We start from the raw sequence: 20,735 nt of genomic DNA, 5'->3' as shown, positions 1-20,735 counted from the left end.
ATGCCTGTATCCCGACTCGATGCCTGTTTCCAGCGCCTGCGCGAGCAGCAGCGCAAGGCGCTGATTCCCTTCATCACTGCCGGTGATCCCTCGCTGGAGGCCACCGTGCCGGTCATGCACGCGCTGGTTGAGGCCGGTGCCGATGTGATCGAGCTGGGCGTGCCGTTCTCCGATCCCATGGCCGATGGCCCGACCATCCAGCGCAGCTCCGAGCGCGCGCTGGCACGGGGGGCTGGCAGCCGCTACGTCCTGCAGGCCGTGGCGCAGTTCCGCGAGCGCGACGCGCAGACCCCGGTGGTGCTGATGGGCTACCTCAACCCGGTGGAGATCCATGGCTACGCGGCCTTCGCCAAGGCCGCCGTCGACGCAGGCGTGGACGGCGTACTGCTGGTCGACCTGCCGCCGGAAGAAGCGGGTGAAGCGCAGCAGGCCTTCGATGCAGCCGGCCTGGCACTGGTCCTGCTGGCGTCGCCGACCACCAGCGAAGCGCGGGCCGACAAGCTGCTGGCGCTGGCCCGTGGCTACCTCTACTACGTCAGCTTTGCCGGTGTCACCGGCGCGTCCGAACGTCTGGACAGCGATGCCGCCAGTGCCCGCCTGCAGGCCCTGCGCGCGCGCGCTTCAGTGCCGGTGGTTGCTGGCTTCGGCATCAAGGACGCCGCCAGTGCGGCGGCGATGGCGCGCCAGGCCGATGGCGTGGTGGTCGGCAGTGCATTGGTGGCGGTGCTGGCCGAAGCGGGCTCGGCTGAAGAGGCCGCGCAGCGTGCTGGAGCCTTCCTGGCCCCGCTGCGGCAGGCGCTGGACGCGTAACGGTCGTGCCGGCCGCTGGCCGGCATCTGCCTGACGGCCACATGCAGTGCTGCCGGCCAGCGGCCGGCACTACCCATGGGTCTGCACGTAAGGGGCTGACGGCCAGCGGCCGGCACTACCCATGGGTCTGCACGTAAGGGGCTGACGGCCAGCGGCCGGCACTACCCATGGGTCTGCACGTAGGGGGCTGCCGGCCAGCGGCCGGCATGACCCAGCACCTAAACGTACGTCCCAGCATGGTTTTTTCCGGCGGCTCCGTGCCCGGCAAGGGGGTGCACGGGCAGGGAAAGCGGAGCTAGACTGTCCGCCTTTGCGGCCCTCGGGCCGCCCTGAACGGAAGTGTCCTCCCGCATGAGTTGGCTCAGCAAGTTGATGCCGTCCGGCATCCGCACCGACAACACCCCCAGCAAGAAGCGCAGTGTCCCCGAGGGCCTGTGGGAAAAGTGCAGCAACTGCGGCAGCGCGTTGTACCGTCCGGAACTGGAAGAGAACCTGGAGGTCTGCCCGAAGTGCGGCCACCACATGGCGATTCGCGCGCGCGCGCGCCTGGCCGCCCTGTTCGACGCCGACAGCACTACCGAGATCGGTGCGCGCCTGGGGCCGACCGACCTGCTCAAGTTCAAGGACCAGAAGAAGTACAGCGAGCGCATCAAGATCGCGCAGAAGAACACGGGTGAGTACGACGCGCTGATCGCCATGCGCGGTCTGCTCAAGGGCCGTGCACTGGTGGCCTCGTCGTTCGACTTCGCCTTCATGGGCGGCTCGATGGGCTCGGTGGTGGGTGAGCGTTTCGCGCTGGCCGCCGAAACCGCAGTCGAGATCGGTGCCCCCTACGTGTGCTTCTCGCAGAGTGGCGGCGCGCGCATGCAGGAAGGCCTGTTCTCGCTGATGCAGATGGCCAAGACCTCGGCCGCACTGGGCAAGCTGCGTGAAGCGGGCCTGCCGTACATCTCGGTGCTGACCCACCCGACCACCGGTGGCGTGTCGGCCTCGTTCGCGATGCTGGGCGACATCAACATCGCCGAGCCGCAGGCGCTGATCGGCTTTGCGGGTCCGCGCGTGATCGAGCAGACCGTGCGCGAGAAGCTGCCGGAAGGCTTCCAGCGTTCGGAGTTCCTGCTGGAACATGGTGCCATTGACCAGATCTGTGACCGCCGCGAGATGCGCGACCGCCTGTCCGATCTGCTGGCAATGCTGGGCCGTCAGCCGGCCCCGGAGATGGCTTGATGGGAGGCCGCAAGTACTTCGGTACTGACGGCATCCGTGGGCGGGTCGGCCAAGGCGTGATCTCGGCCGATTTCGTGCTGCGCCTGGGCAACGCCCTGGGCCGTGTCCTGGTCGCCCAGCGCGGCCAGGACGGGCGCCGGCCGATCGTGGTGATCGGCAAGGACACCCGCATTTCCGGCTACATGTTCGAAGCGGCGCTGGAGGCCGGCCTGGTCGCTGCCGGCGCCGACGTACAGCTGCTGGGGCCGATGCCGACCCCGGCGGTGGCGTTCCTGACCCGCACGCTGGGCGTGGACGCCGGCATCGTCATCAGCGCTTCGCACAACCCGCATTACGACAACGGCATCAAGTTCTTCTCCGCCCAGGGCGAGAAGCTCGACGACGCCACCGAACTGGCCCTGGAAGCGGCGCTGGACGTTCCGTTCACCACCGCCGAATCGGAGAAGCTGGGCAAGGCTTCGCGCGCGCGCGAAGCGGTCGGCCGCTACATCGAGTTCTGCAAGGCCAGCGTGCCGCGCGCGTTCGACCTGCGTGGCGTGCGCCTGGTGCTGGATTGCGCGCACGGTGCCACCTACCAGATCGCACCGCTGCTGTTCCGCGAACTTGGCGCCGAGGTGATCGGCATCGGTGCCGAGCCCAACGGCGTCAACATCAACGCCGGTGTGGGTTCCACCCATATCGACAACCTGGCGGCCAAAGTCCGCGAGACCCGCGCCGATCTCGGCATCGCCTTCGATGGTGATGGCGACCGAGTGCTGATGGCCGACGACCAGGGCAACCCGGTCGACGGCGATGACCTGCTGTACATCCTGGCCCGCGCCTGGAAGGACGAAGGCCGCCTGCACGGCCCGGTGGTCGGCACGCTGATGAGCAACTACGGCGTGGAGAGAGCTTTCGCCGATCTGCAGATCCCGTTCGTGCGCAGCAACGTTGGTGATCGATACGTGCACCAGGCGCTGGTCGAAGGCGGGGGCGTGCTTGGCGGTGAGGCCTCAGGCCACCTGCTGTGCCTGGACCGGGCGACCACCGGCGACGGTATTGTCAGTGCCCTGCAGGTACTGGTGGCACTGCGCAACGGCGGCCAGACCCTGCGCCAGGCGCTGAAGGGTTTGGAGCGGGTGCCGCAGAAAACGGTCAACGTGCGGTTGGGCAATGTCTCGGCCAAGGCCACGGTGCAGGCCGCCAGTGTGCAGGCCGCGCTGGCGGCCGCGCAGCAGTCGGTGGCCGGCCGCGGTCGCGCGTTCCTGCGCCCGTCGGGTACCGAGCCGGTGGTGCGGGTTACCGTCGAAGCCGATGACGCCACGCTGATGCAGGAGACACTCGATCGCTTGTCCGCTGCGGTGCGCGAAGCCGCTGCCTGAGCAGCGTGGCAATCCCGCGTGTTGCACCCGACATGGCCGCGTATGCGGCCATGTTTTTTTCTGGGAGGGGGACTCAACCGTGCGCGACCCGCGATCGCGTTCAGCTGCGGCTGCGCACCTTGTGACGCGTCGTGTACGGGCGTTTCCGACCGCTGGGTCCTGCCCGCATCAGCGCGCGGGCAGGTGCTCTGGCATTGCACCTTGTGCGGCGCGTGACATCGCCCGCTGCCACTTCCAGGTGTCCCGGCACATGTCGGTGAGATCGTGACGCGCCTTCCAGCCCAGCTCGCGCAGCGCCAGCGAGGCATCGGCGAAGCTGACCGCGATGTCGCCATCGCGCCGCGGTACGATGCGGAACGGAACCCGCACGCCGGTGGTGAGTTCGAAGGCCTGGATCAGTTCCAGCACGCTGTGGCCCTGGCCGGTGCCAAGGTTGAGGGTGATGCTGCGCCGCTGGTCGCGAAGGAACTGCAGGGCCAGCACGTGGGCGCTGGCGACGTCCTGCACATGGATGTAGTCGCGCACGCCGGTACCATCATGGGTCGGATAGTCGTCCCCGAAGACCTGGACCTCCGGCAGCAGCCCGGCGGCGACCTGCGCGATGTAGGGCATCAGGTTGCTAGGCGTGCCATGCGGAAGCTCGCCGATCAGCGCGCTGGCGTGGGCGCCGACCGGGTTGAAGTAGCGCAGCGTCGCGATATGCAGGTCCTGGCCCGTTGCTGCCAGGTCGGCAAGCAGCTGCTCGACCACCAGCTTGGTGCGCCCATAGGGCGTCATCGCACAGGTTGAAGCGGTCTCGGCCACCGGGCAGTGGTCCTGGTTGCCGTACACCGTTGCCGAAGAGCTGAAGACCAGCAACTGCACGCCTGCATCCTGCATGGCACCGAGCAGGGCAATCGAACCGCTGATGTTGCTGTCGAAGTACTGCAGTGGAATCTTCTGGGACTCGCCCACGGACTTGAGCGCTGCGAAGTGCAATACGGCATCGATCGCGTGCTCCTGCATCAAGGCGGCCATGCGCGGCCGGTCCCGGATGTCAGCCTGCACGAACACCGGTGCCGTGCCGGTGATCCGTCCGATGCGCTCGACCACGCTGGCGTCGCTGTTGCACAGCGAGTCCACGATGACCACGCCGTGCCCCTGCTGCTGCAGCTCCACGCAGGCATGCGAGCCGATGTAGCCAGCACCGCCGGTCACCAGTACGTTCATTGCCTTCACTGTTCCTTGGAGTCCATTCGAAAACCGGGTGTTGCCGCGATCAAGATGAACGTGGCCTCCTACGGGCCAGGCACCATCTTCTTCTGCCGCGCCTTGAAGCCGTTGAAGATCGGCGCGATCAACGGGTTGTAGCTCCATGCGATGCGCTTGCGCAGCCAGCTGGCCGGCCGGTTGCGGATCGCGAAGCGATAGATCCGCTCCGGATCGCCGCCAATCACGTTGCGGCCGAAGGGATGGGTGGTGTGCAGGTAGCGGAAGCCCTGTTCGCGTGCCACTTCGATGTAGTCATCGTCGAAGTCACCATAGGGCCAGCACAGCGTATCGGAGACTTCGCCGAGCTTCTCCAGCAGCGTCTGCTTCGCCATGGCCAGGTCGCCGCTGATGCCTTCGCGGCGCTGCGCACGGTCCAGGTCATCGCGCTTGAGCCAACGGGTGTGGCTGTGGGTATGGCAGTGGACCTCGAACGTGCCGGCTTCGATTGCCGCACGCGCTTCGCTCCAGCGCATCATCACTTCGTCGCTGCGGCCCTGCTTGTAGATCAGGTCCTCGCAGGCGCGATGTTCCGGCGTGGCCGGCAGCTCGGCGCCTTCGATGCCTGCATGCGGGCGGATCGGACCTTCGTGCATCCAGCCGGTGACCACGAACACCACCGCATGCATGCCGTATTTCTGCAGGATCGGATGGGCGTAGACCCAGTTGTCCAGGTAGCCGTCGTCGAACGTGATCACGATCGATTTGCGCGGCACCGGCTTCCCGGCGAGAAAGCCGGCGTACTGGTCCAGCGTCAGCGAGGTCCAGCCGGTCCGTGCGAGCCAGGCGATCTGGCTCTCGAAGTTCTCCGGGGATACGGTGATCATTCCCGGCGAGTTGCTGACATGGTGGTGCATCAGCACCGGTACGGTTCTGGCGTTAGCCATGACCCAGCTCCTTCAACCATTGGAGGTAGTAGTTTTCAGTGGCCTCTCCGTGGCCTGCCGCGCTGAACTGCTTGGCGCTGCGGATCCAGTCCCAACCGGCGCGGCCCATCTGCCGGCGACGTTCCTGATCATCCACCAGCAGCCGCAACGCACCAGTGAGGGCGGCGTCATCACCCAGCCGGGTGAGGATGGCATTGCTGCCTTCCACCAGCATTTCAGGCACGCCGCCAACGCGATGCGAGACGATCGGCAGTGCCGCCTGCGCCGCCTCGAGGAACACGGTCCCCGAGGCTTCCTTGTGGGTGGCCAGGGCGAAGATGTCGAAACCGGCCATCAGCCGGTGTGCGTCGCTGCGGAAGCCGAGCAGGTGCACCTGGCGCTCCAGCCCGAGTTCGCTGCGCAGGGCCTGCAGGCGGCCCATGACCGGCTCGCCGTCGCCGACCACGGCCAGGTGCAGGTCGGGATTGGTCTTGCATAGTGGCGCCATGGCGCGCAGCAGCTCGGCATGGCCCTTGGGCCCGCGCAGCACGGCCACGCAGCCGACCACGATGTCGCGCTCGGCGAAACCGAGTTCGGCGCGGACCTGTGCGCGGGTGGCCTGCAGGTTCTCCCAGGGATCGCCCTGCTCGGTCATGCCCCAGCGCGGTGGCGTCGCCATGGGGGGCACGATGCCGATGTGCTCGGCGGCAATGCCGCGGTCGACCAGCAGCCGCTTGACGAAATCGCTGACGGTGATGATCCGGTGCGGAAGACCGGTATAGGTCAGCAACGAATTGACCGGACTCATCAGGTGGCGCGAGCGCACCACCAGTGGCGTGCCGCCCAGGCGTGCGCCGGCCGCGGCGATCAGTGCGTCGCGGCGGCTGGTGGTGTTGACCACGTCGTAGCGTTCGCGGCGTACCAGGCGTGACACCGACCAGATGCCGCGCAGCAGCCGTGCCAGGCCGCCCATGCGCAGGGTATGCACGGTGAAGCCATCGTCGCGCGCGAGCTGGGCCAGGCGGGCATCGGGCTGGCACAGCAGCGACACCTGGTGCCCACGCGCACGCATCACCTGCATGTGGCGGAAGATGTAGATCTCCTGGCCGCCCATTCCCCGGGCAGCTTCGGTATGCAGGATCCGCAGCGAGCGTTTCATGGAATCCATCCTCTGTGGTCAGCGGTTGCGGAAGCGGGTCAGCGCTTCCCATGCGGTACGGACGGCGCCGGCATCCGGTGCCTGGCGCGGCAGCGGGCGGTAGTGCCGGTCGAGCGCGGTGGCGTTGCCGAACTTGTCGAACACGTAGATGGCATCGCCATGGCGGACGGCGCATTGTGACCAGCTTTCCACCACCAGTGCGCGCTCGCCTGCGGGTTCGGCCAGCAGATCCTGGCCGGTGCTGAAGTCGCTCAGTGCGTTCTCGCAGCCCAGGGCGTGGCGCATCAACGTCGGCACCCAGTCCTCATGTGAACTGGTGCGTGTCTCATGGCCGCTGGGCTGGCCGGGCCAGTGCAGCACGAACGGTACCTGCAGCTGGTAGTCGGAGAAGTTGCCGTTGTGGCCCCAGTAGTTCAGCTTCAGGTCGTTGAACTCCTCGGCGTGGTCGCCGGTGACCAGGACGATGGTGTTCTGATCCAGGCCCTGCGCGCGCAGATCGTCCAGCAGGGTGCCGACGAGGCTGTCGGCGTAATGCACGGCGGTCCGGTAACGGTTCAGTTCCGGGGCCGGGTCGTGGTCCGGACCGAACCTGAGAAAGTCGATTTCCTGCGCCATCGGGGTCGCCAGCGGCGGGTAGCCTGCGGGCATGTGGTAGGGCGCATGGGTGGAATCGAGGAAGACGAAGCCGAACCACGGCGTGTGCGCTGCCTGGCTTGCACGGATGTCCTTCTGAAGCGAGGCCACGATGCTGCTGTCACGGCCTTCCGAACCCAGACCGGGCGGGCCCTGGTGCAGCTGGTCGCGGACGTCCGCAAATGCAGTGCGGTCGAATTCCGGGCTGTACATCGGCGCGCTGCCGTACAGATGCAGGTCGTACCCCTGCTGGCCCAGCACCTTGAACAGCTGTGAGCCGCGCTGTTCGTCAAGCATGCTTTGCCAGTAGCCGCCCGGCAGGCCGTAGAGCAGGCCGAACAGGCCATAGCGGGTGGCGTTGCCCGTGCTGAAATGGCGGTCGTAGACACGAGCGGAGGCCGCCAGTGCCGAGGTGTTCGGCATGATCTGCGGAGTAAGCGCATCGTGGCGCAGCGATTCCAGCACGACCATCAGTACATTGGGCCGCTGTGGGCTCTGGCAGCGCAGTGGCTGCAGCGGATACAGCAGCTGCGCATGGCGAGGATCGGGCAGGCCGACCTGCTGTTCACTGACCACGCCCAGCCTGCGCATGAAGCTCTTGGCGGTGATCGGCTGGGCCCAGGGCAGGTAGTTCCACTGGGCAATCACGTCACGGTCGCCGCGTGCGTCGTAGTAGGCGGTGGCCACCTGGCCGCTCGCCATCAGCAGGGCGACCACCGCCCAGGCCTGCAGCACCCTGCGCCGGCGGGGCGCGGCCGGCAGCAGCTTCCAGCACGCCCAGGCCAGGATGCCCTCGGCGGTGAAAATGGCCGCCACCAGCAGGCCGACCTGCACCCAGGTCTTCCACGACAACGCAACCTGGTCCTGCAGGGCGCCGCCGAACACCATGTTCAGGACCATGGCATTGAGGTGGAAGCGGTACAGAGTGAACACCTTGGCGTCGACCAGCAGCAGGCACAACCACAAGCCCTGCAGCAGTACCGCACTGATGCTCAGCGTGCGCGCGCTGCGCGGCCACAGGCCCAGCAGCAGTGGCAGCGCGCCGGCCAGCGCGCCGAAGGCGAGCAGGTGCCCGGGCAGGGCAATCGCGAGATAGGCCAGGCCCTGGTGGCCGCCCGGGTTGTCGTACAGCGGCACGTTGCCGAGGGTGATCATCGTCGCCAGCAGCGCATTGCCCAGGACGAACAGGGACCACCACGCAAGCCGGCGCCAGCGAAGGGCAGGGCCCGCAGAGGGAAGGGCGATGGCGGCTGGGGCGTCGGGCATGGTGCGTGGGGTCGGGGAGGCGCGGTCGGGGCTTGCGCTGCCAACGTGATGGATTCGTTAAATTATGCGCAGGTCGCGCATTGTATCGATTTGTTTCCGAGGATCGAGTAGCGTCCGCCGGGTGATCTGTCACAATGTTCAGGCGGGCCATGAATGCGCAGGCCCCCCAGACCCAATGACAAGCCAGGAATTGCTGTGAGCCAGATCCCCACCCTCGACATCACCCGTTTCGACAGCGACCGCGAGGCCTTCGTGGCCGAGCTGGGCGCGGCCTACCGCCAATGGGGATTCGCGGGCATCCGCAACCACGGCATTCCGCAGGCCGACATCGACGCGGCCTACGATGCCTTCAAGGCCTTCTTCGCCCTGCCGGAAGAGGTCAAGCGCAAGTACCACGTGGCCGGCAGCGGCGGCGCCCGCGGCTATACCCCGTTCGGCGTGGAAACCGCCAAGGGCTCCAAGCACTTCGACCTGAAGGAGTTCTGGCACATCGGTCGTGAAATCGCCGACGACTCCAAGTACCGCGACGTGATGGCACCGAACCTGTGGCCGACCGAGGTCGAGGGCTTCCGTGAGCGCGGCTACGGCCTGTACCAGGCGCTGGACAACCTGGGTTCGCGCGTGCTGTCCGCGCTGGCCCTGCACATCGGCCTGCCGGAAGACTTCTTCGCCGACAAGACCAACTTCGGCAACTCGATCCTGCGCCCGATCCACTACCCGCCGATCACCACCGACGACATCCCGAACGTGCGTGCCGGCGCGCATGGCGACATCAACTTCATCACCCTGCTGGTCGGCGCCAGCGCCGCGGGCCTGGAGGTGCAGTCGCATGAGGGCGAGTGGGTGCCGTTCACCTCGGACGCGGACACCATCGTGGTCAACATCGGCGACATGCTGCAGCGCCTGACCAACCATGTGTACCCGTCGACGATCCATCGCGTGGTCAACCCCCCGGGCGAGCTGGCCCGCCAGCCGCGTTACTCGGTGCCGTTCTTCCTGCACCCGAACCCGGATTTCCTGATCGACGTGCTGCCCTCGTGCATCACCCCGGAGAATCCGAGCCGGTACCCGGAGCCGATCACCGCCCACGGCTTCCTCGAGGAGCGCCTGCGCGAGATCAAGCTGAAGTAAAGAAAAGTGAGGCCGCCGAAAGGCGGCCTTTGTCTTTGCAGGGTTGCACCCTGCACCCGCGGTAGTGCCGGCCGCTGGCCGGCAAGTCCAAAGCCAAAGCGGCTCTGGGTTTCTGCGTGTTGGGCGGGGCGGTGTGGGTTGGCAGGACACGCCGTGAACCCCCAGACCGGCCCAGCCGCTGGCGGCTGTGCGTTCGGGCGCTTGCGAAGCAGTGCTTCGCAAGCAAAGCGCCCTCACCCCTGGGGGCTCGATGGCGCCATCCATGGCGCCAACGGTCCTGCCAACCCACACCTCCCCGCCTTCGACAGTTTCCCGGTGACGGTGGGTAAATCGCGATTCCCGGTGGGTGTCGACCTTGGTCGACGCGGTAGATCCACGCCATGCGTGGATGAGATATCTCTGTTCGAAGTGGGGTAGGGGTTGGTCCAGCCAGCAGCAACCCGGAATGCAGCTTTTGCCTTTGCTCTTGCTCTTCTTTTTTCTTTCCGTGGCGGGCGGAACCGCCGGACTGTGTCAGAGGCCGGGCGGGTGGGGATGGCGGGGGTGTCCGCGGCATGGATGCCGCGACCAAGCCCTCAGGGACGGGTTTACGGCGACCCCCGGCATCCCCACCCGCCCGGCCAAGCTCACCAATCCAACCGGTGATACGCGACCGAACCCGCCCCCCGTCACGAGGGGCTGCGCCGTTGGCTGAAAATCCATGTAACCGCTTACAAGGAAACGGATTTTTGCCGCAGCAGGTATCATGACCGGCTGACTTCATACAGGAGCCACCCGCTCATGCGCCGCAAGATCGTCGCCGGAAACTGGAAGCTGCATGGCAGCCGTCAATTCGCCAATGAACTGCTGGGGCAGGTGGCTGCCGGGCTGCCGCTGGAGGGGGTGGACGTGGTGATCCTGCCGCCGCTGCCGTACCTGGGGGAGCTGGTCGAGGACTTCGGCGAGACCGGCCTGGCCTTTGGCGCGCAGGACGTGAGCAGCAACGAGAAGGGCGCCTACACCGGCGAGGTCTGCGCGGCCATGCTGGTCGAGGTCGGGGCCCGCTATGGCCTGGTCGGCCATTCCGAGCGCCGCCAGTACCACCACGAGAGCAGCGAGCTGGTCGCGCGCAAGTTCGCCGCCGCCCAGCACGCCGGCCTGGTGCCGGTGCTGTGCGTGGGCGAGACCCTGGAACAGCGCGAGGCCGGGCAGACCGAAGCGGTCATCGCCAGCCAGCTGGCACCGGTGCTGGAGCTGGTCGGCGCGGCCGGTTTCGCCCGGGCCGTGGTCGCCTATGAGCCGGTCTGGGCCATCGGTACCGGCCGTACCGCCACCAAGGAGCAGGCACAGCAGGTGCACGCGTTCATCCGTGGCCAAGTCGCGCGTATCGATGCTAGAATCGCTGATTCACTGCCCATTGTTTACGGCGGTAGCGTGAAGCCCGACAATGCCGGGGAACTGTTCGCGCAGCCGGATGTCGATGGTGGGCTGGTCGGCGGCGCCTCCCTGGTGGCCGCGGACTTCCTGGCCATCGCAAGGGCGGCGGCCGCGAACTAATCCTAGAAGTATTGTCCGAGGGCGGTTTCCAATGCTGATGTTGATCCTCAATGTCGTCTACGTGCTGGTCGCTGTGGCCATGATCGCGCTGATCCTGATGCAGCGTGGCTCGGGTGCGGCGGCGGGTTCGGGCTTTGGTGCCGGCGCCTCGGGTACGGTGTTCGGTGCGCGTGGCGCCTCGAACTTCCTGTCCAAGTCGACCAAGTGGCTGGCCGTCGTGTTCTTCGGCATCAGCCTCTTCATGGCCTGGTATGCCGGTCATGGCAGTCGTCCGGCGGCCGACCAGGATCTGGGCTTGATGTCCGCTCCGGCGGCGGTCGCTCCGGCGGCTCCGGCAGGCGAATTGCCGGCCGTTCCGAAGGCTGATGCGGTCCCGGCCGCCCCGGTTCCGGCCGCGAATGTGCCGGCTCAGGCGGAATCTTCGGTTTCTGGTGAAGAAAAGCCTTCGGAAGGCTCCCAGAAACACTGAAGCCGGTTACAATACGCGGCGCATCGGGAAGATAGTCTGATGTGATCGTTTGCCCAGGTGGCGGAATTGGTAGACGCACTACCTTGAGGTGGTAGCGACTTAGGTCGTAGGGGTTCGAGTCCCCTCTTGGGCACCATTTGTAAGTAAAGCGGGTTCACCTGGCGCGCAAGGCGCCAGGTAGATTCCCGTCCACTCCCCCATGCCAAAGCGCCTGCAGGCGCAGCGGCAGAGGCAAGAGAGAATCGCTGTGCTGGCCGAATATTTGCCGTCTCTGCTGTTTCTGATCGTTGCCACCGGTATCGGCATTACGCTGATGCTGGTTGGTCGATTCCTCGGTCCCCGCCGCCCCGATCTGGAAAAGCTGTCGCCGTACGAGTGCGGCTTCGAGGCCTTCGAAGACGCGCGCATGAAGTTCGACGTGCGCTACTACCTGATCGCGATCCAGTTCATCGTCTTCGACCTGGAAATCATCTTCATCGTGCCGTGGACCCAGGTCTTCATGGAGCTGGGCGCGCGTTCGCTCGTCACCATGGGTCTGTTCGTCGGCATGCTGTTCCTCGGTTTCATTTACGTCTGGAAGAAGGGAGCGCTGGAATGGGAGTGATTCAGACTCTCGATGGCCTCATGAACAACCCCACGCCGGAAGGCCGGGTTGATGACATCCTGCGGCCGGAAGGCGACAACCCGCTGCTAGAAAAGGGCTTCGTCACCACCAGCGTCGATGCACTGCTGAACTGGGCGCGCACCGGCTCGATGTGGCCGATGACCTTCGGTCTGGCCTGCTGCGCGGTCGAGATGATGCACGCCGGCGCCGCGCGCCTGGACCTTGACCGCTACGGCGTGGTGTTCCGCCCGTCGCCGCGCCAGTCCGACGTGATGATCGTGGCCGGTACCCTGGTCAACAAGATGGCCCCGGCGCTGCGCAAGGTCTACGACCAGATGCCGGACCCGAAGTGGGTCATCTCGATGGGTAGCTGCGCCAATGGTGGCGGCTATTACCACTACTCCTATTCTGTCGTGCGCGGCTGTGATCGCGTGGTGCCGGTGGACGTCTACGTCCCGGGTTGCCCGCCGACCGCCGAGGCGCTGGTGTACGGGATCCTGCAGCTGCAGAAGAAGATCTGGCGTACACAGACCATCGCCCGCTGACCCCTTCACCTGACAAGAGCGCGCCAAGCCCCCATGGCAGAGCAAGCATCCTTCATCGACCGACTCTCCGCACGTTTCGCTGGTGCGAAGGTCATCGTGGTCGAACCCCGCGGCGAAGTGACGCTGGAAGTGCCTGCCGCCGAGTGGCAAGCCACCGCCCTGGCGCTGCGTGACGAGTTTGGTTTCGAGCAGGCCGTGGATCTCTGCGGCGTCGATTACCTGGGTTATGGCTCCGACGAATGGGACACCGCCGACGTGTCCTCGCAGGGCTTCAGCCGTGGCGTCGAAGGCAAGGCCCAGGGCCGTTTCGCGTGGGGTGAGTTCCCCACCGAGGAGAACGGTGCCGACGGTGCCCGCCCGCAGCACATGCCGACCCAGCGTTTCGCCGTGGTCGCCCAGCTGCGCTCATACCAGCACAACCTGATGATGCACCTGCGCTGCTTCGCCCCTGACGAAGCACTGCCGGTGGTGTCCTCGCTGACCGGCATCTGGCCGGGCCTGAACTGGTTCGAGCGCGAAGCGTTCGACCTGTACGGCGTGATCTTCGAAGGCCACCCGGACCTGCGCCGGATCCTGACCGACTACGGTTTCGTCGGCCATCCGTTCCGCAAGGACTTCCCGCTGATCGGCAATGTCGAAGTCCGCTACGACGAAGAAAAGAAGCGCGTGATCTACGAACCGGTCACCTCGGTGGAGCCGCGTGTCGGCGTGCCGCGCGTGATCCGCGACGACGCCCGTCTGCAGACCGCAGAAGGTGAGCGCGCGCAGGAGGCAGTGAAGTGAGCCACGTACACCAGGCCGGCGAAGCATTCGCCAGCAACGCCGCTGAAAGCCGGCAGGAAATCCGCAACTACACCATGAACTTCGGCCCGCAGCATCCGGCCGCTCACGGTGTGTTGCGCCTGATCCTGGAAATGGACGGCGAAACCATCATGCGCGCCGACCCGCACGTGGGTCTGCTGCACCGTGGTACCGAAAAGCTGGCCGAGTCCAAGCCGTTCAACCAGTCGATCGGTTACATGGATCGCCTGGATTACGTGTCGATGATGTGCAACGAGCACGCCTACGTGCGCGCGATCGAGACCCTGATGGGCATCGAGGCGCCGGAGCGTGCGCAGTACATCCGCACCATGTACGACGAGATCACCCGCATCCTCAACCACCTGATGTGGCTGGGCTCCAACGCGCTCGACCTGGGTGCGATGGCGGTGATGCTGTACGCCTTCCGCGAGCGCGAAGAGCTGATGGACTGCTATGAAGCAGTCTCCGGCGCACGCATGCACGCGGCGTACTACCGTCCGGGCGGTGTCTACCGCGACCTGCCGGACCACATGCCAAAGTACAAGGAGTCGCGCTGGCACAAGGGCAAGGCGCTGAAGCAGCTCAATGCTTCGCGCGAGGGCTCGCTGCTGGACTTCCTGGAGAACTTCACCGTCGAGTTCCCCAAGCGCATCGACGAATACGAAACCCTGCTGACCGACAACCGTATCTGGAAGCAGCGTACCGTCGGCATCGGCGTGGTGACGCCGGAACTGGCGCACCAGTGGGGCATGACCGGCGTGATGCTGCGTGGCTCGGGCGTCGCCTGGGACCTGCGCAAGAAGCGCCCGTACGCCAAGTACGATGCCGTCGATTTCGACATCCCGCTGGGCAAGGAAGGCGACTGCTACGACCGCTACCTGGTCCGCGTTGCCGAAATGCGCGAGTCCAACCGCATCATCAAGCAATGCGTGGCATGGCTGAAGGCCAACCCCGGCCCGGTCATGGTCAAGAACTTCAAGGTCGCTCCGCCCAGGCGCGAGGACATGAAGGACGACATGGAAGCGCTGATCCACCACTTCAAGCTGTTCAGCGAAGGCTACTGCGTGCCGGCCGGCGAGACCTACTCGGCGGTGGAAGCCCCGAAGGGCGAGTTCGGCTGCTACCTGGTCTCCGATGGCGCCAACAAGCCGTTCCGCGTGCACCTGCGTGCGCCGGGCTTCGCCCACCTGTCCTCGATCGATTCGGTCGTGCGCGGCCACATGCTGGCCGACGTGGTGGCGATGATCGGTACCTACGACCTGGTGTTCGGCGAGGTTGACCGGTAATGCCGTCCGCCACGCCAACGCCCGCTGCAGGCAGCCGGCGCAAGCCGGCGCCGCAGTTTCTGGAATTTCACGTTATGCATTTCGCTGAGGTCGGCCGATGAAGGCGACAGGTAATTTCGAGGCGGCGCGCGACGTCGACCCGATGGTGGTGCTGAGCGACAAGACCCGCGCTCACATCGATCACTGGCTGTCCAAGTTCCCGCCGGACCGCAAGCGCTCTGCCGTGCTGCAGGGCCTGCATGCGGCCCAAGAGCAGAACCAGGGCTGGCTGACCGACGAGCTGATCGCCGGCGTGGCCAAGTACCTCGACCTGCCGCCGGTGTGGGCCTACGAGGTCGCCAGCTTCTACTCGATGTTCGAGACCGAGAAGGTGGGCCGCAACAACGTGGCCATCTGCACCAACATCAGCTGCTGGCTCAATGGCGCCGAGGACATCGTCCGCCATTGCGAGAAGAAGCTGGGCATCAAGCACGGTGAATCGACCCCGGACGGCCGCGTCTACCTCAAGCGCGAGGAAGAGTGCCTGGCCGGCTGCGGTGGCGCGCCGATGATGGTCATCAACGGTCACTACCATGAGCGTCTGACCCTGGAAAAGGTCGACGAGCTGCTGGACGGGCTGGAGTAAGGGCATGGCACATCACCACGAATCCAAGGGTCCGGTCGGTCCCGCGCCGCTGCCGCACCAGGTGGTCTACACCACCCTGCATTACGACACCCCGTGGTCGTACGAAAGCTACCTGAAGACCGGTGGCTACGCCGCCCTGCGCAAGATCCTCGAAGAGAAGATCCCGCCGGAGCAGGTCATCGAGATGGTCAAGGCCTCGGGCCTGCGCGGCCGCGGTGGCGCAGGCTTCCCGACCGGCCTGAAGTGGTCCTTCATGCCCAAGGGCAACATGCAGAAGTACATCCTCTGCAACTCGGACGAATCCGAGCCGGGCACCTGCAAGGACCGCGACATCCTGCGCTACAACCCGCATTCGGTGGTGGAAGGCATGGCGATCGCCTGCTACGCCACCGGTTCGACCGTGGGTTACAACTACCTGCGCGGTGAGTTCCACCACGAGCCGTTCGAGCACTTCGAGCAGGCCCTGGCCGACGCCTATGCGAACGGCTGGCTGGGCAAGAACATCCTCGGCAGTGGCGTGGACATCGACATCTACGGCGCGCTGGGCGCCGGCGCGTACATCTGCGGCGAAGAAACCGCGCTGATGGAATCGCTGGAGGGCAAGAAGGGCCAGCCGCGCTACAAGCCGCCGTTCCCGGCCAATTTCGGCCTGTATGGCAAGCCGTCGACGATCAACAACACCGAAACCTATGGTTCGGTGCCGGCGATCATCCGCAACGGTCCGGAGTGGTTCAAGGGCCTGAGCCTGACCGCCAACGGCGGTCCTAAGTGCTTCTCGGTGTCCGGCTGCGTGCAGAATGGCGGCAACTTCGAAGTGCCGCTCGGCACCAAATTCCACGACCTGCTGGAAATGGCCGGTGGCCTGCGTCCGGGCCGCACGCTGAAGGGCGCGATCCCGGGCGGCGTGTCGATGCCGGTGCTGACCGCGGCCGAGCTGAAGGACCTGCCGATGGACTACGACACCATCCGCGCGCTGGGCTCCGGCCTGGGTTCGGGTGCGATCGTGGTGCTGGACGACAGCGTCTGCTGCGTCAAGTTCGCCTGCCGTATCAGCCAGTTCTTCCACAAGGAATCCTGTGGCCAGTGCACCCCGTGCCGCGAGGGCACCGGCTGGATGCACCGCGTGCTGGAGCGCATCGTCGCCGGCAAGGCCACGATGGAAGACCTGCACCAGCTGAAGGCGGTGGCCGGCCAGATCGAAGGCCACACCATCTGTGCGTTCGGTGAAGCGGCTGCATGGCCCATCCAGGGCTTCCTGCGCCAGTTCTGGGACGAATTCGAGTACTACATCGTCAACGGTCATTCGATGGTTGACGGCAAGAAGGTGGAGGCAGCCGCCGCATGAGCGCGCAACCCGTAAACCCGAACGTGCCACCGGATCACGTGACCATCGAAATCGATGGCAAGTCCCTGGTCGTGCCCAAGGGTTCGATGATCATCCAGGCGGCCGACAAGGCCGGCATTTCGATTCCGCGCTTCTGCTACCACGAGAAGCTGCCGATCGCCGCCAACTGCCGCATGTGCCTGGTGGACGTGGAAAAGTCGCCGAAGCCGGCGCCGGCCTGCGCCACTCCGGTGATGGATGGCATGAAGGTCGCCACCCGCAGCGAGAAGGCACTGAAGTTCCAGCGCTCGGTGATGGAGTTCCTGCTCATCAACCACCCGCTGGACTGCCCGATCTGCGACCAAGGCGGCGAGTGCGAACTGCAGGACGTCTCGCTGGGCTATGGCCGTTCGGTCAGCCGCTTCAACGAGCGCAAGCGCGTGGTCCCGGACGAGGACATGGGCCCGCTGGTCGCCACCGAGATGACCCGCTGCATCCAGTGCACCCGCTGCGTCCGCTTCACCGCCGACGTCGCCGGTACCTACGAACTGGGTGGCATGTACCGCGGTGAGAACCTGCAGATCGGTACCTTCGACGGCAAGCCGCTGACCACCGAACTGTCCGGCAATGTCGTCGACGTCTGCCCGGTCGGCGCACTGACCAACAAGGTGTTCCAGTTCCGCGCCCGCCCGTGGGAACTGACCGCGCGCGAATCGCTGGGCTACCACGACGCGATGGGTTCGAACCTGTTCCTGCACGTGCGTCGCGGCGAAGTGCTGCGCACCGTGCCGCGCGACAACGAAGCGGTGAACGAGTGCTGGCTGTCCGACCGTGACCGCTACTCGCACCAGGGCCTGTACAGCGAAGACCGTGCGGTCAAGCCGCTGCGCAAGGTCAATGGCGAGTGGAAGGAAGTGAGCTGGGCCGAAGGCCTGGCCGCGGCCGCCGAGATCCTCAAGGCCAACCAGGGCGACAACCTGGGCGTGCTGGTGCATCCGTCCACCTCGAACGAGGAAGGCGCGCTGCTGGCCCGCCTGGCCAAGGGCCTGGGCTCGAGCAATATCGACCACCGCATCAACAACCGTGATTTCTCCGACGCTGCAACCGCCGAAGTGTTCGGCCTGCCGCTGGCCGAAATCGAAGGTGCCGATCGCATCGTCGTTCTGGGCAGCAACATCCGCCACGAACTGCCGCTGCTGCACGCCCGCCTGCGCAAGGCGCAGACCACCAAGGGCGCGAAGATCCACGTCGTCAATCCGGTCGACTTCGACTTCGCCTTCAGTATTGCCGGCAAGCAGATCGTTGCACCGTCGAAGTTCGTCGACGCGCTGGCCAACGCCGAGCTGCGTTCGGCGGTGCAGGGCGGCAACAACACCGTGCTGATCGTCGGTGGCATCGCCGAAAACCACCCGCAGGCTGCCGCCATCCGCGCCGCCGCGCGTGACTTCGCCGCCGCCACCGGTGCCAAGCTGTGCCGCATCCCGCAGGGCGCCAACGCCGTGGGCCTGACCCGCGCCGGCGTGCTGCCGGCCGGCAAGGACGTCGCCGCGATGCTGGCGCAGCCGCGCCAGGCCTACGTGGTGTACGGCCTGGAGCCGGGCCTGGATTTCGCCGATGCACCTGCCGCGCGCAAGGCGCTGGCCGGTGCCCAGGTGGTGGCCTTCAGCCAGTTCGCCTGTGCCTCGACCCGCGACGTCGCCGACGTGATCCTGCCGATCGGTGCGCTGCCGGAAATCGACGCCACCCTGACCAACCTCGATGGTCGCGAGCAGTCGGCCCGTGCCGGCGGCAAGCTGCCGGGCGAGGCCCGTGAAGGCTGGCGCGTGCTGCGCGCCCTGGGCGGCGACATGGCGCTGACCGGTTTCGACTTCACCGACCTTGCCGGCCTGCGTGCCAGCCTGGCCCCGGTGTCGGTCACCGTTGCCGCTTCGGCGCAGCCGGTGGTTGCCGGCGAAGGCCTGGAAGTGGCTTCGACCGCCGCGATCTACCGCACCGATGCGGTGGTCCGTCGCGCCCCGGCGCTGCAGTCGCATCCGCTCAACAACGCCCCGCGCATCGTGCTGAACGCTGAAGATGCCGCTCGCCTGCAGCTGCAGGAAGGGCAGATGGCCAAGGTCGGCACCGATGCCGGCAAGGCCACCCTGCCGGTGGTGGTCGACGCCCGCGTCGCTGCGGGTTCGGTCTGGATTGAATCGGGCCACGGCGCGACCGCGCCGCTGGGTGCCGCTCGCGTAACGGTGGTGGCTGCATGAACGAATTGCTGTTGAACGCGGTCGACCCGCTGCACCAGTGGCTGCTGGGCCTCGGTGACATCGGCGCGCTGATCTGGATCATCCTGAAGATCCTGGTGATCGCCGTTCCGGTGATCATCTCGGTGGCCTTCTACGTGGTCTGGGAACGCAAGCTGATCGGCTGGATGCACGTCCGCCACGGCCCGATGTACGTGGGCATGGGCATCTTCCAGGCCTTCGCCGACGTCTTCAAGCTGCTGTTCAAGGAAGTGGTCCAGCCGAGCAGCGCCAACAAGGCGATCTATCTGCTGGCCCCGCTGATCACCCTGGCCCCGGCCTTCGCGGCCTGGTCGGTGGTGCCCTTCGATTCGCAGATCGTGCTGTCCAATGCCAACGCCGGCCTGCTGTACCTGCTGGCGATGACCTCGCTGGGCATCTACGGCATCATCCTGGCCGGTTGGGCATCGAACTCGAAGTACGCGTTCCTGGGTGCCATGCGCGCCTCGGCGCAGATGATCAGCTACGAAATCGCCATGGGCTTCGCCCTGGTCGGCGTGATGATCGCCTCGGGCAGCCTGAACCTGAGCAACATCGTCGCTGCGCAGGCCGGCAGTTCCGGCTTCTTCGACTGGTTCCTGCTGCCGCTGTTCCCGCTGTTCGTCATCTACTGGGTGTCGGGCGTGGCTGAAACCAACCGCGCGCCGTTCGACGTGGTGGAAGGCGAATCGGAAATCGTTGCCGGCCACATGGTCGAGTACTCCGGCGGTGCGTTCGCCCTGTTCTTCTTGGCCGAATACGCGAACATGATCCTGATCAGCTTCCTGATCTCGATCTTCTTCCTCGGCGGCTGGCTGAGCCCGGTCCAGGGCTGGCTTGATCTGGGTAACGTCTCGCCGCTGGTCGACTGGATCTGGAAGGGCGGTGCACCGTGGCTGTTCGTCAAGGTGTTCTTCTTCGCCAGTGCCTACATCTGGTTCCGTGCCAGCTTCCCGCGCTTCCGCTATGACCAGATCATGCGCCTGGGCTGGAAGGTCTTCATCCCGCTGGCCATTCTGTGGATCGCGGTTACCGCCGTCATGGTGTTCTTCGGCGTGATTCAAAAGGGCGTCTAAGTGATGAACAGGATTACCCATTACTTCAAGAGCCTGCTGCTGCTCGAACTGCTGGCCGGCCTCTGGCTGACGCTGAAGTACAGCTTCAAGCCGAAGTACACGATGATGTACCCGATGGAGAAGTTCCCGCAGTCGCCGCGCTTCCGTGGCCTGCACGCCCTGCGCCGTTATCCCAACGGCGAAGAGCGCTGCATTGCCTGCAAGCTGTGTGAAGCGGTGTGCCCGGCGCTGGCCATCACCATCGACTCGGCCAAGCGCGAGGACGGCACCCGCCGCACCACCCGCTACGACATCGACCTGTTCAAGTGCATCTTCTGCGGCTTCTGCGAAGAAAGCTGCCCGGTGGACTCGATCGTCGAAACCCACATCCTCGAGTACCACTTCGAGAACCGTGGCGAAAACATCGTTACCAAGCCGCAGCTGCTGGCCCTTGGCGATCGTCTCGAAAACGAGATCGCCGAGCGTCGTGCCGCCGATGCCGCTTACCGCTGAGGTCGAGAG

19 protein-coding genes and 1 tRNA gene are annotated in these 20,735 nt (G+C 65.9%); 16 read left to right on the top strand and 4 right to left on the bottom strand.

Annotated features, from left to right (window positions below; all coding sequences use genetic code 11):
* The 3 genes from trpA (at position 1) to glmM (ending at position 3,398) form a co-directional block, all read left to right on the top strand.
* Positions 1–810 (top strand): tryptophan synthase subunit alpha, encoded by an 810-nt coding sequence (gene trpA / locus AC5P8Y_RS01795; protein ID WP_049397010.1) that lies wholly within the window; start codon positions 1–3, stop codon positions 808–810.
* Between the two features lie 351 nt (positions 811–1,161).
* Complete coding sequence (accD, locus tag AC5P8Y_RS01790) at positions 1,162–2,037, top strand: acetyl-CoA carboxylase, carboxyltransferase subunit beta (protein ID WP_033834844.1); 876 nt, start codon at positions 1,162–1,164, stop codon at positions 2,035–2,037.
* Complete coding sequence (gene glmM / locus AC5P8Y_RS01785; protein WP_049403603.1) at positions 2,037–3,398, top strand: phosphoglucosamine mutase; 1,362 nt, start codon at positions 2,037–2,039, stop codon at positions 3,396–3,398. The genes accD and glmM overlap by 1 nt, the downstream gene beginning before the upstream one ends.
* 168 nt (positions 3,399–3,566) lie before the next feature.
* On the opposite strand, the gene galE is transcribed toward glmM, so the two are convergent.
* The 4 genes from galE to AC5P8Y_RS01765 form a co-directional block, all read right to left on the bottom strand.
* Positions 3,567–4,607 (bottom strand): UDP-glucose 4-epimerase GalE, encoded by a 1,041-nt coding sequence (gene galE / locus AC5P8Y_RS01780; RefSeq protein WP_033834842.1) that lies wholly within the window; start codon positions 4,605–4,607, stop codon positions 3,567–3,569.
* Between the two features lie 68 nt (positions 4,608–4,675).
* Positions 4,676–5,533: a polysaccharide deacetylase family protein gene (locus tag AC5P8Y_RS01775; RefSeq protein ID WP_005410470.1), complete on the bottom strand. Its 858-nt coding sequence runs from the start codon at positions 5,531–5,533 to the stop codon at positions 4,676–4,678.
* Positions 5,526–6,671, bottom strand: a complete 1,146-nt coding sequence (locus AC5P8Y_RS01770) for a glycosyltransferase family 4 protein (RefSeq protein ID WP_049403604.1) — start codon at positions 6,669–6,671, stop codon at positions 5,526–5,528. The genes AC5P8Y_RS01775 and AC5P8Y_RS01770 overlap by 8 nt, the downstream gene beginning before the upstream one ends.
* 18 nt (positions 6,672–6,689) lie before the next feature.
* Positions 6,690–8,570: a DUF3413 domain-containing protein gene (locus tag AC5P8Y_RS01765; protein ID WP_111188163.1), complete on the bottom strand. Its 1,881-nt coding sequence runs from the start codon at positions 8,568–8,570 to the stop codon at positions 6,690–6,692.
* A 153-nt stretch (positions 8,571–8,723) separates the two neighbouring features.
* Here AC5P8Y_RS01765 and AC5P8Y_RS01760 point away from each other — a divergent pair, with 153 nt between their 5' ends.
* The 13 genes from AC5P8Y_RS01760 (at position 8,724) to nuoI (ending at position 20,726) form a co-directional block, all read left to right on the top strand.
* Positions 8,724–9,701 carry an isopenicillin N synthase family dioxygenase gene (locus AC5P8Y_RS01760; protein WP_005410467.1) on the top strand — a complete coding sequence of 326 codons (978 nt, stop codon included), beginning with the start codon at positions 8,724–8,726 and terminating at the stop codon, positions 9,699–9,701.
* Positions 9,702–10,481: 780 nt separating this feature from the next.
* Positions 10,482–11,237, top strand: a complete 756-nt coding sequence (gene tpiA, locus AC5P8Y_RS01755; protein ID WP_033835605.1) for a triose-phosphate isomerase — start codon at positions 10,482–10,484, stop codon at positions 11,235–11,237.
* Between the two features lie 31 nt (positions 11,238–11,268).
* Positions 11,269–11,706: a preprotein translocase subunit SecG gene (gene secG, locus AC5P8Y_RS01750; RefSeq protein WP_005410465.1), complete on the top strand. Its 438-nt coding sequence runs from the start codon at positions 11,269–11,271 to the stop codon at positions 11,704–11,706.
* Between the two features lie 51 nt (positions 11,707–11,757).
* A tRNA-Leu gene (locus AC5P8Y_RS01745) sits at positions 11,758–11,842 on the top strand.
* Between the two features lie 111 nt (positions 11,843–11,953).
* Positions 11,954–12,310: an NADH-quinone oxidoreductase subunit A gene (locus AC5P8Y_RS01740; protein ID WP_005414075.1), complete on the top strand. Its 357-nt coding sequence runs from the start codon at positions 11,954–11,956 to the stop codon at positions 12,308–12,310.
* Positions 12,301–12,855, top strand: coding sequence for a NuoB/complex I 20 kDa subunit family protein (locus AC5P8Y_RS01735; RefSeq protein WP_005410463.1), 555 nt, complete (start codon positions 12,301–12,303; stop codon positions 12,853–12,855). Before AC5P8Y_RS01740 ends, AC5P8Y_RS01735 begins: the two co-directional genes overlap by 10 nt.
* A 33-nt stretch (positions 12,856–12,888) precedes the next feature.
* Complete coding sequence (locus AC5P8Y_RS01730) at positions 12,889–13,638, top strand: NADH-quinone oxidoreductase subunit C (protein WP_049432096.1); 750 nt, start codon at positions 12,889–12,891, stop codon at positions 13,636–13,638.
* Positions 13,635–14,942: an NADH-quinone oxidoreductase subunit D gene (locus tag AC5P8Y_RS01725; RefSeq protein ID WP_033835604.1), complete on the top strand. Its 1,308-nt coding sequence runs from the start codon at positions 13,635–13,637 to the stop codon at positions 14,940–14,942. The genes AC5P8Y_RS01730 and AC5P8Y_RS01725 overlap by 4 nt, the downstream gene beginning before the upstream one ends.
* Before the next feature lie 97 nt (positions 14,943–15,039).
* Complete coding sequence (nuoE, locus tag AC5P8Y_RS01720) at positions 15,040–15,567, top strand: NADH-quinone oxidoreductase subunit NuoE (protein WP_005410460.1); 528 nt, start codon at positions 15,040–15,042, stop codon at positions 15,565–15,567.
* Between the two features lie 4 nt (positions 15,568–15,571).
* Positions 15,572–16,912: an NADH-quinone oxidoreductase subunit NuoF gene (gene nuoF / locus AC5P8Y_RS01715; RefSeq protein WP_010486436.1), complete on the top strand. Its 1,341-nt coding sequence runs from the start codon at positions 15,572–15,574 to the stop codon at positions 16,910–16,912.
* A complete protein-coding gene (gene nuoG / locus AC5P8Y_RS01710) occupies positions 16,909–19,143 on the top strand; it encodes an NADH-quinone oxidoreductase subunit NuoG (RefSeq protein WP_049453191.1) in 2,235 nt (744 codons plus the stop codon). The genes nuoF and nuoG overlap by 4 nt, the downstream gene beginning before the upstream one ends.
* Positions 19,140–20,234 (top strand): NADH-quinone oxidoreductase subunit NuoH, encoded by a 1,095-nt coding sequence (gene nuoH, locus AC5P8Y_RS01705; protein WP_005417931.1) that lies wholly within the window; start codon positions 19,140–19,142, stop codon positions 20,232–20,234. The genes nuoG and nuoH overlap by 4 nt, the downstream gene beginning before the upstream one ends.
* A 3-nt stretch (positions 20,235–20,237) precedes the next feature.
* Positions 20,238–20,726, top strand: coding sequence for an NADH-quinone oxidoreductase subunit NuoI (gene nuoI, locus AC5P8Y_RS01700; RefSeq protein WP_005410456.1), 489 nt, complete (start codon positions 20,238–20,240; stop codon positions 20,724–20,726).
* Positions 20,727–20,735: the final 9 nt, after the last annotated feature.

The sequence above is a fragment of the Stenotrophomonas sp. YJH_SMC_12-1 genome (genome assembly GCF_059370935.1).
Note: the sequence above shows the minus strand (reverse complement) of the source record. Positions and strands in the feature narration are given on the sequence as shown.

Bases quoted from the DNA above. Each gene is read 5' to 3' on its own strand.
- tpiA (WP_033835605.1), top strand. From the start codon at position 10,482: ATGCGCCGCAAGATCGTCGCCGGAAACTGGAAGCTGCATGGCAGCCGT.
- nuoI (WP_005410456.1), top strand. From the start codon at position 20,238: ATGAACAGGATTACCCATTACTTCAAGAGCCTGCTGCTGCTCGAACTG.
- secG (WP_005410465.1), top strand. From the start codon at position 11,269: ATGCTGATGTTGATCCTCAATGTCGTCTACGTGCTGGTCGCTGTGGCC.
- AC5P8Y_RS01735 (WP_005410463.1), top strand. From the start codon at position 12,301: ATGGGAGTGATTCAGACTCTCGATGGCCTCATGAACAACCCCACGCCG.
- trpA (WP_049397010.1), top strand. From the start codon at position 1: ATGCCTGTATCCCGACTCGATGCCTGTTTCCAGCGCCTGCGCGAGCAG.
- nuoG (WP_049453191.1), top strand. From the start codon at position 16,909: ATGAGCGCGCAACCCGTAAACCCGAACGTGCCACCGGATCACGTGACC.
- nuoH (WP_005417931.1), top strand. From the start codon at position 19,140: ATGAACGAATTGCTGTTGAACGCGGTCGACCCGCTGCACCAGTGGCTG.
- AC5P8Y_RS01760 (WP_005410467.1), top strand. From the start codon at position 8,724: ATGCGCAGGCCCCCCAGACCCAATGACAAGCCAGGAATTGCTGTGAGC.
- glmM (WP_049403603.1), top strand. From the start codon at position 2,037: ATGGGAGGCCGCAAGTACTTCGGTACTGACGGCATCCGTGGGCGGGTC.
- nuoE (WP_005410460.1), top strand. From the start codon at position 15,040: ATGAAGGCGACAGGTAATTTCGAGGCGGCGCGCGACGTCGACCCGATG.
- AC5P8Y_RS01770 (WP_049403604.1), bottom strand. From the start codon at position 6,671: ATGAAACGCTCGCTGCGGATCCTGCATACCGAAGCTGCCCGGGGAATG.
- accD (WP_033834844.1), top strand. From the start codon at position 1,162: ATGAGTTGGCTCAGCAAGTTGATGCCGTCCGGCATCCGCACCGACAAC.
- AC5P8Y_RS01775 (WP_005410470.1), bottom strand. From the start codon at position 5,533: ATGGCTAACGCCAGAACCGTACCGGTGCTGATGCACCACCATGTCAGC.
- AC5P8Y_RS01765 (WP_111188163.1), bottom strand. From the start codon at position 8,570: ATGCCCGACGCCCCAGCCGCCATCGCCCTTCCCTCTGCGGGCCCTGCC.
- nuoF (WP_010486436.1), top strand. From the start codon at position 15,572: ATGGCACATCACCACGAATCCAAGGGTCCGGTCGGTCCCGCGCCGCTG.
- galE (WP_033834842.1), bottom strand. From the start codon at position 4,607: ATGAACGTACTGGTGACCGGCGGTGCTGGCTACATCGGCTCGCATGCC.
- AC5P8Y_RS01730 (WP_049432096.1), top strand. From the start codon at position 12,889: ATGGCAGAGCAAGCATCCTTCATCGACCGACTCTCCGCACGTTTCGCT.